Annotated in this window: 17 protein-coding genes; 10 read left to right on the top strand and 7 right to left on the bottom strand. The window is 39.2% G+C overall.

Annotated elements, in window-relative coordinates:
* Positions 1 to 173: 173 nt before the first annotated feature.
* A complete protein-coding gene (locus IEV91_RS12865; RefSeq protein WP_188497812.1) occupies positions 174 to 341 on the bottom strand; it encodes a hypothetical protein in 168 nt (55 codons plus the stop codon).
* A gap of 285 nt (positions 342 to 626) precedes the next feature.
* Between IEV91_RS12865 and IEV91_RS12860 the strand changes: the two genes are divergently transcribed.
* The 3 genes from IEV91_RS12860 (at position 627) to spxA (ending at position 2,413) form a co-directional block, all read left to right on the top strand.
* Positions 627 to 1,199 carry a GNAT family N-acetyltransferase gene (locus IEV91_RS12860; protein ID WP_188497811.1) on the top strand — a complete coding sequence of 191 codons (573 nt, stop codon included), beginning with the start codon at positions 627 to 629 and terminating at the stop codon, positions 1,197 to 1,199.
* A gap of 197 nt (positions 1,200 to 1,396) precedes the next feature.
* Entirely contained in the window at positions 1,397 to 1,528 is a 132-nt protein-coding gene (locus tag IEV91_RS21905; RefSeq protein WP_268236398.1) for a hypothetical protein, read from the top strand.
* A 489-nt stretch (positions 1,529 to 2,017) separates the two neighbouring features.
* Positions 2,018 to 2,413 carry a transcriptional regulator SpxA gene (gene spxA / locus IEV91_RS12855; RefSeq protein WP_188497810.1) on the top strand — a complete coding sequence of 132 codons (396 nt, stop codon included), beginning with the start codon at positions 2,018 to 2,020 and terminating at the stop codon, positions 2,411 to 2,413.
* Positions 2,414 to 2,493: 80 nt separating this feature from the next.
* On the opposite strand, the gene IEV91_RS12850 is transcribed toward spxA, so the two are convergent.
* Positions 2,494 to 3,165 carry a TerC family protein gene (locus IEV91_RS12850; RefSeq protein ID WP_308420039.1) on the bottom strand — a complete coding sequence of 224 codons (672 nt, stop codon included), beginning with the start codon at positions 3,163 to 3,165 and terminating at the stop codon, positions 2,494 to 2,496.
* A 596-nt stretch (positions 3,166 to 3,761) separates the two neighbouring features.
* On the opposite strand from IEV91_RS12850, the gene mecA reads away from it, so the two are divergent.
* The 4 genes from mecA (at position 3,762) to pepF (ending at position 9,658) form a co-directional block, all read left to right on the top strand.
* The gene (gene mecA, locus IEV91_RS12845; protein WP_188497809.1) at positions 3,762 to 4,427 is read left to right on the top strand and encodes an adaptor protein MecA; all 666 of its coding nucleotides are present in this window, start codon (positions 3,762 to 3,764) and stop codon (positions 4,425 to 4,427) included.
* A gap of 505 nt (positions 4,428 to 4,932) precedes the next feature.
* Positions 4,933 to 6,441 carry a cardiolipin synthase gene (gene cls / locus IEV91_RS12840; protein WP_188497808.1) on the top strand — a complete coding sequence of 503 codons (1,509 nt, stop codon included), beginning with the start codon at positions 4,933 to 4,935 and terminating at the stop codon, positions 6,439 to 6,441.
* 79 nt (positions 6,442 to 6,520) lie between these two features.
* Positions 6,521 to 7,711, top strand: coding sequence for a competence protein CoiA (locus tag IEV91_RS12835; protein ID WP_188497807.1), 1,191 nt, complete (start codon positions 6,521 to 6,523; stop codon positions 7,709 to 7,711).
* 135 nt (positions 7,712 to 7,846) lie between these two features.
* Positions 7,847 to 9,658 carry an oligoendopeptidase F gene (gene pepF / locus IEV91_RS12830; RefSeq protein ID WP_188497806.1) on the top strand — a complete coding sequence of 604 codons (1,812 nt, stop codon included), beginning with the start codon at positions 7,847 to 7,849 and terminating at the stop codon, positions 9,656 to 9,658.
* Between the two features lie 42 nt (positions 9,659 to 9,700).
* Here the strand turns inward: pepF and IEV91_RS12825 are convergent, their stop codons facing one another.
* From IEV91_RS12825 to IEV91_RS12805, 5 genes are all read right to left on the bottom strand, one after another.
* Positions 9,701 to 9,871, bottom strand: a complete 171-nt coding sequence (locus tag IEV91_RS12825; protein ID WP_188497805.1) for a hypothetical protein — start codon at positions 9,869 to 9,871, stop codon at positions 9,701 to 9,703.
* A gap of 461 nt (positions 9,872 to 10,332) precedes the next feature.
* Entirely contained in the window at positions 10,333 to 11,208 is an 876-nt protein-coding gene (locus IEV91_RS12820; RefSeq protein WP_188497804.1) for a DsbA family protein, read from the bottom strand.
* A 4-nt stretch (positions 11,209 to 11,212) separates the two neighbouring features.
* Positions 11,213 to 11,608 (bottom strand): globin domain-containing protein, encoded by a 396-nt coding sequence (locus IEV91_RS12815; RefSeq protein ID WP_188497803.1) that lies wholly within the window; start codon positions 11,606 to 11,608, stop codon positions 11,213 to 11,215.
* A 149-nt stretch (positions 11,609 to 11,757) separates the two neighbouring features.
* Positions 11,758 to 12,414: a lytic transglycosylase domain-containing protein gene (locus IEV91_RS12810; protein ID WP_229745585.1), complete on the bottom strand. Its 657-nt coding sequence runs from the start codon at positions 12,412 to 12,414 to the stop codon at positions 11,758 to 11,760.
* Positions 12,414 to 13,022, bottom strand: a complete 609-nt coding sequence (locus tag IEV91_RS12805) for a CYTH domain-containing protein (protein WP_188497802.1) — start codon at positions 13,020 to 13,022, stop codon at positions 12,414 to 12,416. Before IEV91_RS12805 ends, IEV91_RS12810 begins: the two co-directional genes overlap by 1 nt.
* A 145-nt stretch (positions 13,023 to 13,167) precedes the next feature.
* Between IEV91_RS12805 and yjbM the strand changes: the two genes are divergently transcribed.
* The 3 genes from yjbM to IEV91_RS12790 are packed head-to-tail and all read left to right on the top strand — an operon-like array spanning position 13,168 to position 15,541.
* Complete coding sequence (yjbM, locus tag IEV91_RS12800; RefSeq protein ID WP_188497801.1) at positions 13,168 to 13,812, top strand: GTP diphosphokinase; 645 nt, start codon at positions 13,168 to 13,170, stop codon at positions 13,810 to 13,812.
* 5 nt (positions 13,813 to 13,817) lie between these two features.
* A complete protein-coding gene (locus IEV91_RS12795; protein WP_188497800.1) occupies positions 13,818 to 14,612 on the top strand; it encodes an NAD kinase in 795 nt (264 codons plus the stop codon).
* 11 nt (positions 14,613 to 14,623) lie between these two features.
* Positions 14,624 to 15,541: an RluA family pseudouridine synthase gene (locus tag IEV91_RS12790; RefSeq protein ID WP_229745584.1), complete on the top strand. Its 918-nt coding sequence runs from the start codon at positions 14,624 to 14,626 to the stop codon at positions 15,539 to 15,541.
* The last annotated feature ends 102 nt before the right edge of the window (positions 15,542 to 15,643 follow it).

Here is a 15,643-nt window from a genome sequence, read left to right as displayed (position 1 = left end):
AGCGTGAGGAGGCTCACCAGCCGCCCGCGGAAAGCGGAGTGTATTTCCGTAGCGGTAGTTACGTCGCAATCTATAGCAATTTTGCTTTTTTGTAGTGGCGGGTCTCGCGATTTTTTGAGCTCTTATGAGTAATGACAAGCTTTTACTACTTCAACATTTGAGTAAGAACTTTGTTACTCCTTTTTCTTTCGCTTTTTTTGAAGAATATAAACAACAAATAAAATAATGGCTAACCACAAAACAGCTTGAAGAAGCCATGAAGGAATACTATGGCTATAATTTTGAATTGCGACTAGAATTAAGAGGATAACCATTACAACGATAAATATTGCGCGTATCAAACGACTCTAACCTCCCTTTAAGACTTAGGCTAGTCCACTGTTTTATTTTAGCATAGAGTGTAGCCAGGGGCGGATTTTGCTGAATAAAGTTGCCTTTTTTAAAGTCTTTTTGTTACACTTTTTGATAGACCTTCATTCCTTAGGAGTGAAGGTTTTTTGTCCAATAAATTTTGGATAGCCCTTTGATCCCATTTTTACCTTTGGCAATGGAAGAAGATGCTAGTCCTTTGTTTAAATAAAATAGGGATGTGTTCACATAATAAATTTAAAAAAGTGAGGGAAACCATGAACTGGTATGAAAAGTTAAACAAGTATTTCCCCATTGAGGAAATGAAATCGCAAGAGCATATGGAAACACTTTTAAAAGAAAAACCGGAAATGTATCATAAAGACGAAAGTCAAAATCATGTTATGATGTATGTAGAGACGAAGGATTTTATTTTTATTGATTATCTTTGGGTTTCAAGTCAGACACGCGGGAAAGGAACGGGGCATAAATTAATAGAGAAGATGAAGAAAAAAAATAAACCGATAATCCTTGAAGTCGAGCCAATTAATTATGAGGATAGTGATACGCAAAAGCGTTTGAAGTTCTATAAGCGAGAAGGCTTCCAACATGCAACATCAATCGGATATAAAAGAAAAAGCTTAGCGACAAATGAAGTGACTGAAATGGAGATCCTTTATTGGTCGCCTACAAATGAATCAGAAGAAAGCATCTTAGAAAAGATGAAAAAGACCTATAAAGAAATTCATACCTACAAAGATGAGGAAATTTATGGTAAATCGTATGAACCCGCTGATAAGGTCTTGACAATAGATGATGAGAAGACAGACAATATACTTGAGTTCAATTAATGTTTCACCACTATTATATAGATAAAAACAGGGTGATGATGGGAGAAATATTATAAGGACTATAACAAAGCCTTATTTTTAAACTTTGGATGATCTTCTTTGTTTATTTTCTCCATTAGAGGTGAATAGAGCATATCCTTTTTTGTAGGTGCAATGCCGTCCATTGTATTCAAAGTGACCATTAAGGAGTGGATAACATGAAACAGAAGGTCCATGGTAAGAAGCGCAGAGAGGCGTTAAAAAAATGGTTAAAAGAACGCTTAGGCAGTTGGAAACCTCAACAAAAACAATCGCCAACCTCATCATCCCAAACGAAATCGGTTGCCTAGAAGAGCTTGGATATACAAGCTCTTTTTTTGTTGTTTAAAAAATATTTAGGCGATGATATGTTGATATTTATATCTTGAGGCAGGCGGGAGGCAAAAGTGACGTGGCGTAGTGCCGTCATCATTTCTTTTGAACTTATTTCCGAAAGCCTTTCGAAAACGGTCGATATAAATTGTCTGTGATTCCCGTTTATTCCTAAGCATCGGCTTTCTATAAGAGGCTTGTGAAAGACAAAAAGCTTTGGTTAAAAACGGTTCTTTTGATAAAGACGGGGTAGAAGCTACGTTTTCTAAAGCTGGCTTTCCGAGAAAAGCCGACATACTGTGAAATTTTTTTCACAATGTGGTTTTGAAGCTTGTAAATAGGGTATACCTTAAATAAAGAATTAAGGAAATGTAGTCTGGCCTCTAGCCAAATTAGAAATATTATAATATAATAATGATAGAGGTTATCAATACTATAAGTGCCGATCCTTTAAGGAGGGTTTACTATTGGTCACTTTATATACATCACCTAGCTGCACTTCTTGTAGAAAAGCAAAAGCTTGGTTACAGGAACATGAGATTGCATTTGTGGAACGTAATATTTTCTCAGAACCTTTAAGTATTGAGGAAATTAAAAGCGTCCTAAAAATGACGGAAGATGGGACAGATGAAATTATTTCTACTCGTTCTAAAGCCTTCCAAGAGCTTAATGTCCAATTGGACAGCATGCCATTACAGGATTTATATGAATTGATTCAAAACAATCCTGGATTACTTAGAAGACCCATTTTGATCGATGAAAAGCGACTACAAGTGGGTTACAATGATGATGAGATTCGACGTTTCTTACCTAGAAAGGTGAGAACCTTCCAACTTCAAGAAGCGCAACGAATGGTTAATTAGAACAAAGCACTTTCCCCTGGGAGAGTGCTTTTTGTTCCATTTATAAATCAAGACTGAGCAACTTTCATTTGTCTTTTTATTTATCTTGTGCTTTTTATGGAATTATTTTTTATCCATCCAAGCAGTAAAATGATAATAATAATGCTTACTGTTAGTACAGCTTTTGCTTGGGGAAATGGTTTTAATAAATCATGAATTGAAGGCTCATGAATAATCATTTCTGCTGCAGTATACCCAAGCACGCCACCACCTAAGTAAATAAGAGCAGGTAGATGGTCCATGGCTACTAGGATAACCTTGCTTCCCCAGATAATAATGGGAACGGAAACACAGAGACCAATCATGACTAAGATCAGGTTTCCATGGGAGGCGCCTGCAATGCCTAAGATATTGTCGAGTCCCATAATGAGGTCAGCAATAACAATAGTACGAACAGCTCCAAATAATGTCGTTCCTGATTTAATGTTGATGTCGTCTTCTTTGTCTGCTATAAGTTTAAAGGCGATATAAATCAAGAATATGCCGCCTGCAAACAAAAGGTAGGGAATTTGTAAGAGCGATAGCATGATTGCCGTAAGAAGAATGCGTAAGATGACGGCTAGACCGGTGCCTAAAATAATGGCTTTATTTCTTCTTCTTTCGGGGAGATTCCGACAGGCGAGGGCAATAACAACCGCATTATCTCCCCCTAGGATAATATCAATAACGATAATATTTACAATTGCGATAAGTGTATCTAAACTGATCTCCACGCAGAGCGCCCCTTTCTAGGACAATCATATGCTGTCTTGTCCTAAATATGACCGAGGACTCTATTTATTTGTAGGAAAATTGAATGGAGAAATTATATATGGTGAATAATGAGCATAAAGAATCAACGGTATCGTAGTGCGATGGCGTGAATTTTTGAATGGCCCTTTTGGATTTTGTGATTTATAACGCCAGATCTTAGAATTTATGACTTATCGAGAGACCTTATAAGTGGTGCACCTTTGGGTTTTGCCATTAAGGCTTTGCGGAAGCCGAGTTTTGTAAAGTTTTTTTGACAAGTCAAGATTTCATAAGAATGATCATGATGAAGAAATAGCATCATATAATTGAATAAAACCTTAAGAAAGCATGCATTGACTCAGGACAATGATGGATATTTTTATGAAGTCAGGTTTTTTTATTTCATTTGTCGGGAAAGTATCATACAATAAAGATATAAGCATTTGAGAGCAAAAGGGTGTACACTTGATCCTTAATCTGTCTAGTGATTATAGAGAGTTTAGGTGATGCTTCTATAATTTTTTATTAGACGAATTGCTCCCGACTTACCATCATACAAAGGAAGGGAGAGAGAAGAATGGATATCGAGCGCGTGAATGATCATACGTTGAAGTTTTTTATCAGTTATTTGGATATTGAGGATCGCGGTTTTGATCGAGAAGAGATTTGGTATAATCGTGAGCGTGGGGAAGAATTATTTTGGGATATTCTTGATGAGGCTTACCATAAGGAAGAGTTTCCTGTAGAAGGTCCTTTATGGATTCAAGTCCAAGCATTGGAGAAAGGGTTAGAAATTTTAGTGACCCGTGCCCAATTATCAAAAGATGGAACAAAGCTTGAGCTCCCAATTTCTTCGGATAAACATCTCGACATTCCTGTTAATGATGATCTGGAAAACTTACTTTCTGAGAACCTTCAGGATGATCAATCAGAGGACGATCAAATAGTGGAAGAAGACGAGCTGTCATTTCTTATCTCCTTTAATGATTTTGAAGACATTATCCATTTAAGCGGACAAATAGATGATGATTTTATTGAGAGCAGCTTGTATCATTTTGATGATAAATACTATTTATTTATAGAATTTAGTAATGATTCGACTGAATATGAACAAGAGAATGATTTAAGTTTAATCTTAGAGTTCGGAGAAGAAACGGATATCACACTCCCTTATATTCAAGAGTATGGTAAATTGATCATTGCTGAAGAAGCTATTACCACTATCCGTCATCACTTTTGTTGAAATGTTTAGTTGAAATAGATGTCAGGTAAGTACCCGGCCTTGTAAATATGAGGGCGGGTTTTCTATTTTATTCTTGTGAAGTAGAACTGAATTTTTCCGTTTCGTGGTGATGGGGTTACAAAATAAGCTGTCTTCATTAAAATGCAAGGCGTAGCTTTGAAAGTATAAATGGTGGTCACCAGCTGAGGTGGGTAATAGATTTATTGACAGATCAGAACGTATATTCTAAAATGTAGTAATAGAAAGTGCTCCGATGTTTCCTCAGTCTTAATTCCGTCCTCTTATTGAACTAAAAAACTTCCACAATGCTTTTAACTAATGTAAACTAATATGTCGGGAGCCCTTTTTGTAAGTGGCTATCGGGGACATTTTAACCTATTGAGCCTACCCTAAAGAGTTGGGATAGGATAAATCATCCAAGTGGGGGAGTATCAGTTCACCCTTATCGATCACCATGATCATAAATACAGCTCTACGGTGCTAGAGAGGATAGGAGTACATTGTTATGAAGAGACAAGCGCAATTACTACTTCTTGCTGCTATTGCTGTATTAGTTTTATTTTATTTGCAGCACTGGCAACAGTGGATTCTTAATACTCTAAATGTTGGCTTGTCTTTAACCGTCGTTTTTATTGGAATCATCATTTTTTTAGAGAATCGCAATCCAACAAAAACTATTACTTGGCTTATGCTCTTAGCCCTTTTTCCTGTTGTAGGGTTCATCTTTTATATTGCGTTTGGCCAAAGCTATAGAAAAAAACGGTTATTCCGTAAACGAGCCTATTTAGAAGAATTATCTTTTGAGGCCTCATCATCTAATGGAATCATTGATTATGACAAGCTTCAACTCATGGGAGAACATCAACAATCGACGATTCGGCTGGCCCAACGATTAGGGCAATATCCGGTTTCCTTTGCGACAGAAACCCGAGTCCTTACGAATGGTGATGCTACTTTTCGAGAAATTATCAATGCTATAAGTCAAGCTAAACACCATATCCATCTTGAATACTACATTATTCGTGATGACGGTTTGGGAAGTGAGATAAGGGACTTACTTATAGAAAAGGCTCAACAGGGTGTAGAGGTTCGCTTGCTTTATGATTCGGTAGGAAGTTGGCGATTGCCAAAAAGGTATGTCAATGAATTAAAAAAGGCGGGCATTAAGACTGTTCCGTTTTTTCCTGTTAAGTTACCCTTCTTCAATCATAAGATTAACTTCCGGAACCATCGGAAAATCGTTGTCATTGATGGAAAGATTGGTTTTACGGGTGGACTGAATATCGGTGATGAGTACTTAGGGAAAAGTAAATCTTTTGGATTTTGGAGAGATACGCATCTCTTGGTGAAAGGGGAGGCGGTTAGAAGTCTACAAGCTATTTTTCTTCAAGATTGGTATTACATGACAGGTGAATTTATCAGTGATGTCATTTACTTTCAAGCAGAGCCCGTGCATAAAGAAGGAAATGGTGCTGTTCAATTGGTTTCCTCTTCTCCTGATGATGAGTGGGAAGTCATTAAGAACTTATTTTTTTCAATGATTGTGTCCGCCAAACGGTCGATTTGGATTGCTTCTCCTTATTTAATTCCTGATGAAGATATCCTCAGTGCCTTGAAGGTGGCGGCACTAGGTGGGATTGATGTGAAGCTGCTGGTCCCCAAGCATCCTGATAAAAAAATAGTTTTTTACGCCTCACATTCGTATTTTCCGGAGTTATTAGAAGCCGGTGTTAACATTCATGAATATCAGAATGGGTTTTTGCATAGTAAGGTCATCATCGTTGACCATGAACTGGCGTCTATCGGCACGGCAAATATGGATATGCGTAGCTTTCATCTGAACTTTGAAGTCAATGCTTTCCTTTATCGAACAGAAAGTACGATTCAACTTGTTGCCGATTTTATTGATGATCTAGAAAATTCTGTTCCTATTGATTGGGAGGTATTTAAAAAACGCCCAATCCTGATTCGTGTCTTCGAATCCACATCTCGCTTATTATCTCCACTTCTATAAAAGGAGGTTAGAGCTCCAGGCTCTATTCTCCTCCTCAATGTCCTTTCAGTTTTTTGAAATCCCTCGCGAAAAGGAAGTGATGGCACTGTTCGTTGCCATTAACACTCAAGGCCATAAATGTTCGCTTTTAGATGATGGCCCCTCATTAATGGATCTCAAAGCTCGAAGAAGTAAAGAAAAATTTTATTGTGAAATGTGTGGTGGAGAGGTTGTTTTGAAGTTAGGCACTCAGGTGGCGTGGCATTTTGCTCATAAGCAAGCTGCAGATTGCCCTTTAAATCATGAACCTGAGTCCATTCACCATCAATTAGGGAAAATGCAGCTATATTATTGGTTAAAAGATAATCAAACCATAGTCCATTGTGAACATTACATTTCCAAAATTCAACAACGAGCAGATCTGTTCCTTCAGTTAAAGGATGCTCCACTTGCTATTGAATATCAATGCTCGACCATTCCGATTGAGTTATTAGCTTCAAGGACAAGAGGCTATCAGTCATTGAATATTGATGTTATATGGCTATTAGGAGGCGAGCGTTTAAAAGCTGCAGAAAAAAATGTGTACAAACTTTCCACAATGGATGCCATGGTTTGTCGTTATGATCAACAGTTACCAACCCTTCTCTACTACAACACCAGAACGGATTGCTTTGTTTTTCTCTACCCACTAGCCACATTAACGACTTCCCGCATTCTTGGAGTGACAAAAACCCTCCCTAGAAACCTGGTTTCACCACAATTATTCTCGTACAAGCCTAAGGTTTCCATGGCTTTAAAGGATTGGATTCAGCCGTGGCTCAAGCAAAAAGAACGTTGGCGGACTAAACCACTGGCCATCTTTACTCATGAAGAACGCTATCTCTATACGATGTGTAGACATAAAAGGAAACTCTTCAGCTGTTTCCCGGCTTTCGTAGGAATTCCAATGATGGCTTCCTTTATACTTTCTACTCCCACTTATGTGTGGCAGATGTGGTTGGTACTGACGTTCATCGATCGCCCCTCCGGCACTATACTTCATCTCAAAACCATTACCCAAGCTTTTTCTAAAATGATTCAAAAAAGTATCTTTCATCTGCGCCCTAGTCTTTATACAAAACCCTCGATAAAACATGTGGTTACGGGTTACTTTAACTTTCTTATTCGGGCGAATATCTTAGCCCCATTGGCAGAAAATAAATATCAAGTGATTCAACCTATGGAATGGAAAAATGAAGATCTGGATACCCTTCTCAAATGGGACAATGATGTTTTAAGAAAATATTATTAAGTAGAAAATATTCAAGTTAATGGAGATTTTTATTTTTTTGTCATACAATATTTATAAGTACATCCTGTTTTTAAGGAATGAATGAAGAAACATTTTAGTGTTAAGAGTGTAGGACAAGAATACGGAGGTGCAAGAATGGCAGAACAAGGAACAAAGGCTCTTCTTACAAGAGAAGAGGTTCAAGAACAAGAAAAGTGGAATTTAGAAGCGATTTATCCAGATATTGAGGCATGGGAAGCGGATTTCAATCAAGTAAAAGCATTAATCCCTGAGGTCACAGCATTTAAAGGTAAATTAAGTGAGTCGTCACAAACTTTATATGATGCCCTTCAGAAACAGGATGAGTTAACAAAGACGTTAAGTAAACTTTTTGCTTACTCACATATGAAGGCTGATGAAGATACCGCAAATCCTACATACCAAGCATTAAATGATCGCACGCGTAATTTAGCAGCAGCAGTTGGCAGTCAGCTTTCTTTTGTAGTTCCGGAAATTTTATCGCTGGATGAACAAAAATTAAAGCAATTCATTGAAGAAAACGATGATCTTAAGCTTTATCGACACGCCCTTGATGAAATCAATCGTGAACGGCCACACGTATTAAGTGAAGAAAAAGAAGCGCTCCTTGCTGAAGCCAGTGAGGTTTTAAGTGCCTCATCCAATACTTTCGGCATGCTGAACAATGCAGATATGACTCTGCCCAAGATAAAAGGGGAGGATGGCGAAGAGGTTCAAGTCACTCATGGTCGCTATTCATCCTTAATTAGAAGTCAGAATCGTCAAGTGAGGGAAGATGCTTTTAAAGCCATGCATGGCACGTATGAGAGCTTCAAGAATACGTTTGCTAGTACCTTAGGGACGGCCTTCAAGCGCGATAATTTTTACGCTCGTGTTAGAAACTATGATTCTGCTCGTCAGGCGGCGTTATCAGCAAACAATATTCCTGAAGAGGTTTATGATAACCTTGTTTCTACAGTCAATGATCATTTGCATTTATTACATCGTTATGTAGAACTTCGTAAACGGGCCATGAAGTTAGAGGATTTACACATGTATGACCTTTATACGCCGCTCGTAAAAGACGTCGATATGAAGGTCAGTTATGAGGAAGCCAAAGCCCTTGTTTTAAAAGGACTTGCGCCAATGGGTGAAGAGTATGTCAACATTATTCAGGAAGGGTATAATAACCGCTGGATTGATGTGCGTGAAACTAAAAATAAACGAAGTGGCGCTTATTCTTCGGGGACCTATGGGACCATGCCGTATATCTTATTAAACTGGTCTGATGAGATTAACGATGCTTTTACACTTGCACATGAGCTGGGACACTCTTTACACAGCTATTATACAAGAAAGAATCAGCCCTATCCTTACGCCGATTATTCTATTTTTGTCGCTGAAGTAGCTTCAACGTGTAATGAAGCACTTCTTAATCATTATCTTCTTAATGAAACCAATGATAAGAAGCAAAAGTTGTATTTGTTGAACAATCAGCTTGAAGGCTTCAGAGGAACTGTCTTCCGTCAAACGATGTTTGCAGAGTTTGAGAAGATTGCTCATGAAAAAGCTGCTAATGGTGAGGCCTTAACATCAGAATTGCTCTCTTCTGTTTACTATGACCTAAATAAGAAGTATTTTGGTGAAGGAATGACCATTGATAAAGAAATTGCGATCGAATGGGCCAGAATTCCTCACTTTTATAATAACTTTTATGTGTATCAGTATTCTACAGGCTATAGTGCCGCAGCAGCGTTGTCACAACAAATTCTTAATGAAGGAGAGCCTGCTGTTACCCGCTACAAGGAGTTTTTAAAGGCTGGAAGCTCTGATTACCCGATTGAGGTACTTAAGCGTGCAGGGGTAGACATGACGTCCCCAGACCCGATTAAACAGGCTTTTAAAGTTTTTGAAAATGTATTAAATGAGATGGAAAGCTTACTCTTTTAATTCAAAGGATGAAAAATCCCCATCAATTCAATAGATGGGGATTTATATTGATCTTTTTTTGCGATACGTAATGAGGCGAATGGTCACGAGTATGGACAAAAAGAAAAGTGGACCAGAAATGACTAAAGGCTGGAGATCCATTAAAGCTAAAAAATAGAAGCAAAAAGTGACTACAGTTGCTAAAAGTGAGAGCAAAATGAAAATACCTTTCATTAAAATCCCCCTTCATAAGTGTGGTTAAAAAAAGCTTGGCTTTTCAATACAATTTATTCTTATGAAAGTCACGGTATGACTAATGGCAGGTTTTCGGTTTTCTTATCACATCAGAAAGCATAAATTCATGGAAATTCGGTGCAACTTCGCCCTTTGCCATTAAGGCCTGGCGACAAGGAAAGCATAAATTTTGGTTGACCTCCACTCAAGATCGCTCGCTTTCCGCGGGCACAGCCTCAGCTAACTTGGGAATAATATAGTGGGGCTCCCAAGTGGATCTTCGGACACGCTGGCCCCGTTCCCAAAGGAGCTAGAGCGTCTTCCGTTCCGAGCAACTGGGGTGCTCCCGTGCCATTTGGGATTAAAATCTTATTCCGTGTTTGAATAAGGATCGGGCATGTTTTTCCGCCCAGTTTTTCTTTAAAAAAAACAGACCTTGCAAAAGAGGTCTGTTTCAACAATTATTTTTTATCGCCAATATATTTCCAGTAAGTTCCATACTTGACGTGGATAGGTTTGATCAGCTGTTTTAACGTCAGCTTTTTGAGATCCCTGAGAATATCTTGTTTCTCTTTATCATAAACCGTAGCGAGTTCTTGTGTGGCTACACAACGATGTTGCTCTAAAAATTTTTCTAGAGAAGGGGGGACTTGCTTTTCAGGTTGTTTTCCTAAGGTCTCAGTAAGAATCTGAACGTAGACGCTGTAAGGATAACAACCAGTGACCTTGACTCCTTCCGTCTCATCACAGATGTTGAAGAACACAAGTGTTGGCAATTCCTCAACACCCATCTCACTCGTGATTCGGCGATCACATTGTAAGGCCTTAATGGGACGCTCAGAATTTAAATCCTTCTCAAATTCATTGAGATCAAGTTTAGCTCTTTTAGCACATTCGATGATAACATCTTCTGTACTTATATCTTTTCGATCCGCAAACAGACTTTCTCTGAGAATCCTCATAAAACGATTGCCGCGAGCCTTCCCTTGTAATTCAGCTGCTTTAATCGCTAATGAGGCTTTATATGAAGACATTTTAAATTTTTGTTTCTCATTATAGGGCATTCTAGATAGTTGAGCATTCTTGTTCCATTGTGACGGATTTTCTGGACAATCACAAGACTTGCCGATAATCACCCGTATTGTAAAATACTGACCGTATTCAACAATGAGCTTTTTTAAATTGGGTTCCATTCCCCAACTTGCAGGGCATATTGGATCTACAAAAGCATAAACCTCGATCGGTTTAGTTTTTTTATTTATCGTGCTGCCAATGGTGCAGCTTTGATCTGAATTGCCTTCGCAAGTGGAGCTGCCGTTATCGAACAACACATTCATCTCCTTACTCGCCTTCATTTTCCTCAGTGTTGACCATATGATGGGCTGTTAAAGTTAAACGTTTAAAAATAGCCTCTCTCCATGGTTCTTCAATTTGAACTTCATCCATCGCACGCCTCATGCATGATAACCATGCCTCTGCACGTGCTGGCGTAATAGGAAAAGGCAGATGTCGCGCACGTAACATCGGGTGTCCATGTTCTTCAGAATATAAGGGCGGTCCACCTAAGAACTGAGTAAGAAATTGTTGTTGTTTCCGAGCGGTTTCCGTTAGATCGTCTGGAAAAATAGGTGCTAATTCAGGATGGGCCGCTACATTTTTATAATGTGCCAAAACAAGCCGTCTTAATATATCAGTACCACCAATGGCTTCAAAGGCATTGGTTCTTTCGCTTTTCATTAGAAGCCTCCGATAGATTAGTCAAAGTGTATTTATAATCTAATTCTATTGTATCAAGGCGTCATCGGTTTCGGCAAATATTCGACACTGAAATAATTAGAAAAAGTTGGATTAGGCTTTTTAATTGACAAAAGGCCCTCTGAAAAGGCTTAAACCTCACTATAATAGCCCGTGAGAACCTTTTTTACATAATTTTGTGTTTCAGAAAATGGGGGAATGCCTTTGTATTTTTCCACGTTCCCAGGACCGGCATTATAGGCTGCAACGGCGAGGGTTTTGTTTCCATTAAATTGATCTAAAAGTTGTTTTAAATATTTTGTCCCACCTAGTATATTTTGCTCGGGATCTAAGCGATTAGTGACCCCTAGACTTGCCGCCGTCGTAGGCATAAGTTGCATGAGACCTAAAGCACCAGCTTGACTTTGACTGGCTGGATTAAAACCAGATTCATTTTGAATTACTGACCGAATCAACTTAGGATCAACATTATAGAGAGCAGCAGCACGTTCGATATATGGATCATACTCCTTCTCATTTCCTATAGATGTTGAAGGAGCGGCGATCATTGTGGGTAAACTTTGCGCTGAACTTTGTGTTAAAGCACTTGAATAAGCACTCAGTAAGGGCGTCGCTGTTTCTGGTGATTCTGCTGTTGCGGTTGTTTCTTGCAAGAGTGAATCAAGTAAGGAAGAGAACGAGTCGTCCGTTGACGTCTCTCCTACAATCGAAGACGAGTTAATATTATTAAGTGCCTGTAGCTGTAACCAAGCTTGAATCATTTGAATGTTACCTATTGTTGTCCCCATTATAAACACCTCATGTTTTCATCGTTCAATGACTGAATTTGGCTTCTTTCATAAAAGCGAACAATTTTATTCTTTGTCTGCCTTTTCGGAATGGCGTGTTCTTTTAATAAGGCCTCAAAAATGGTTTTACCCGTCTTAAATTCTGATACTTCATACTCTAATTCAAAGTCTTCACTGTTCAAATAAAAGCTATGGTCGAGGACTAAGAGTCCATTTTTATAAGGGAGCTCTCCACGGCGAGTGGTTAATGTGCCTAAAGAATGGAGCTCCTGAATAGCCACACCCATTTGTTGAAGGACGGTAGTGACATTCCCAGAAGGTAATTTGTGCTCTATTTTAAATGTATTCACCTCGTCTAAAGAGAGGGCCTGGTGGGTTTCAAGCAGACCTTCAGTAGCAGGCTGTTTTAATGTCAATGTAAATTGTTCACCTTTTTTTCTAATTCTTAAGGCGGACTGTTGATTTTTTAAGTCAAATGATTTTGTATCAAAGTACTCGTTTTCCTGAACAAAAAAAGAGTGAGGCGATAGATTAAAGTGTTGTATGAGCTGAGTAAATTCTTTGTCTGTAAGCATATTTTTAAACTCAATTTCAATCTCTTGATTCACGTGAAAACCACCTATCGAATAATGGTAAGTTTAATTGGATTATGCCATAATGGAGATAATGAAACAACCAAAAAGCGGAGAATGGATTTATATAACAATTGCTCGATCAGTAAAAATGGTGGATGAAGAGATGGTGGTGTTCTAAATGGATTGGGAACTTTTTCTGTCGCCTTATAAGCAAGCGGTAGACGAGTTGAAGATTAAATTGAGAGGCTATCGTGAACAATATGAAATGTCAAATCAGCATTCTCCTATAGAATTTGTTACAGCACGGGTGAAACCTGTTGCCAGTATTTTAGACAAAGCGCGCCGTAAAAACATCGCATTAAATGAACTACATACTTCTATGCAGGATTTAGCCGGCATTCGTGTCATGTGTCAATTCGTAGATGATATTCCAACGGTTATTGAATTGATACGTAACCGTCAGGATATGAGGCTCGTGGAAGAGCGCGATTACATAGCAGAGACAAAGGAAAGTGGTTATCGTTCCTATCATATGGTGGTTGAATACCCTGTACAAACGATTGTCGGTGAGCGGAAGATCCTTGTAGAAATTCAAATTCGGACATTGGCGATGAATTTCTGGGCAACGATTGAGCACTCATTAAATTATAAATATGAAGGACGACTGCCTACTGAAGTACGGGATCGCCTACAAAGGGCTTCTGAAGCTGCCTTCCTTTTAGATGAAGAAATGTCTAAAATCAAAGGCGAGATTCAAGAAGCACAGAAGCATTTTGCGTTAAAAAAGATTGAAGACCATGACTTAAAACGTACGAAAAGGTGAAAAATATGAAATTTGCAATTCAGTCTAAAGGAGACGAACTATCTGAAAAACTGAAAGTTAAAATCTCGCGCTATCTGTATGGTTTTGATTTAGTTTGTGATGAAGATGAGCCGGATATTGTGATTTCAGTGGGAGGCGATGGGACGCTTCTCCATGCTTTTCATCGTTATGTGAACCGGCTTAGTGAAACAGCCTTTGTTGGGGTGCATACAGGGCATCTCGGTTTTTATGCCGATTGGACACCTGACGAAGTCGAAAAACTGGTGATTCATCTGGCCAAGACCCCTTTTCAAGTTGTGGAATATCCTCTGCTTGAAGTAAACATCCGCTTTAATGGCGAAGAAGCGGATAAACGTTATTTAGCACTCAATGAAAGTACAGTCAAGAGCATGGAAGGCTCTCTTGTGATTGATGTCATTATCAAAGGGGACCGGTTTGAAACGTTTCGTGGTGATGGGTTATGTATCTCGACACCAACAGGAAGTACGGCCTATAACAAAGCGTTAAATGGGGCGATTCTTCATCCGTCTTTATCGGCTATCCAACTTGCTGAAATGGCTTCGATTAATAATCGGGTATTCCGTACGATTGGCTCTCCACTTGTGTTGCCAGAGCATCATACGTGTATTTTAAAGCCGGTTAATGATGTGAATTTTGATATCAGTATTGACCATCTTTTTTTAACCCACAAAAATGTAAAATCCATTCGCTGCCGAGTGGCTGAAGAGCGCGTGCGTTTTGCGCGACTCCGCCCGTTTCCATTTTGGAAGCGAGTGCGTGAATCATTCGTGAGAGATTAGAAGGAATTGTAGTGAAGCCATTAATTCTTAAACAAAAAGTGACATCCGAGTCAGAGGGATGGTTGCTCCGTGACTTTCTTATAACGACCATGAAACTCTCGAGAACAGCAATTAAAAAGGTAAAGCATGAGGGTGGGAGCCTTTATGTCAATGGTCAGCCCGCAACAGTAAGAACGTTATTACATGCACAAGATAGAATAGAGGTTCATTTTCCACCGGAGGTCATAGGTGAGGGGATTCGAAAAACGCCGCTGGCTATCGACCTCCTTTTTGAGGATGAGACGCTCATGATCCTCAATAAACCTGCAGGACAACCGACAGTCCCTTCCTTTCAAAACCGTGAGACAACGTTAGCCAATGGGGTGCTCTATTATTTACAGGAACAAGAGCAGCTCGCGTTTACAGCGCATCCTGTCACGCGTCTGGATCGTGATACCTCTGGTCTCGTGCTGTTTGCCAAACATAGCGTGGCCCATGATTGGTTTGTTCGAATGCAAAAGCAAGGGGATATCCATCGCCGCTACCTCGCTCTTGTTCATGGATGCTTTGAACAGGAGTCAGGGACCATTGAGGCACCGATTGGGAGGAAAACAGGGAGTATTATTGAGCGCTGCGTAACCGACGAAGGTAAGCCGGCCATCACGCATTTTGAAGTCATCGCTCAATGGCATGATTTTTCTTTATTATCCATTAAGCTGGAAACCGGTCGAACTCATCAAATTCGCGTGCATTTTTCTCATATGGGGCACCCTTTATTAGGGGATGATTTATATGGCGGATCAACCCAGCTCATCAAACGTCATGCTTTGCATAGCTATCAAATTGATTTTAGACATCCAATGACGCATCAACCGCTGACATTCACGACGCCACTACCAGAGGATATGAGACGTATTATAGAACACAGCCGTTTTCAAAGGGACATTTGAAAACGGCTGTGTTGTTTTTTCGCTCTATATGTGGGTTCTAATAACAAATTAAAAATACTGTTTAAAATATCTTAATGAGCCCCTATGTGAGTCTGCAGCTTC

The sequence above is a fragment of the Pullulanibacillus pueri genome, from assembly GCF_014639255.1.
Classification (GTDB): Bacteria; Bacillota; Bacilli; order Bacillales; family Sporolactobacillaceae; genus Pullulanibacillus; species Pullulanibacillus pueri.
The sequence above is the reverse complement of the archived record's forward strand: the minus strand, read 5'-3'. Positions and strand labels throughout refer to the sequence as shown.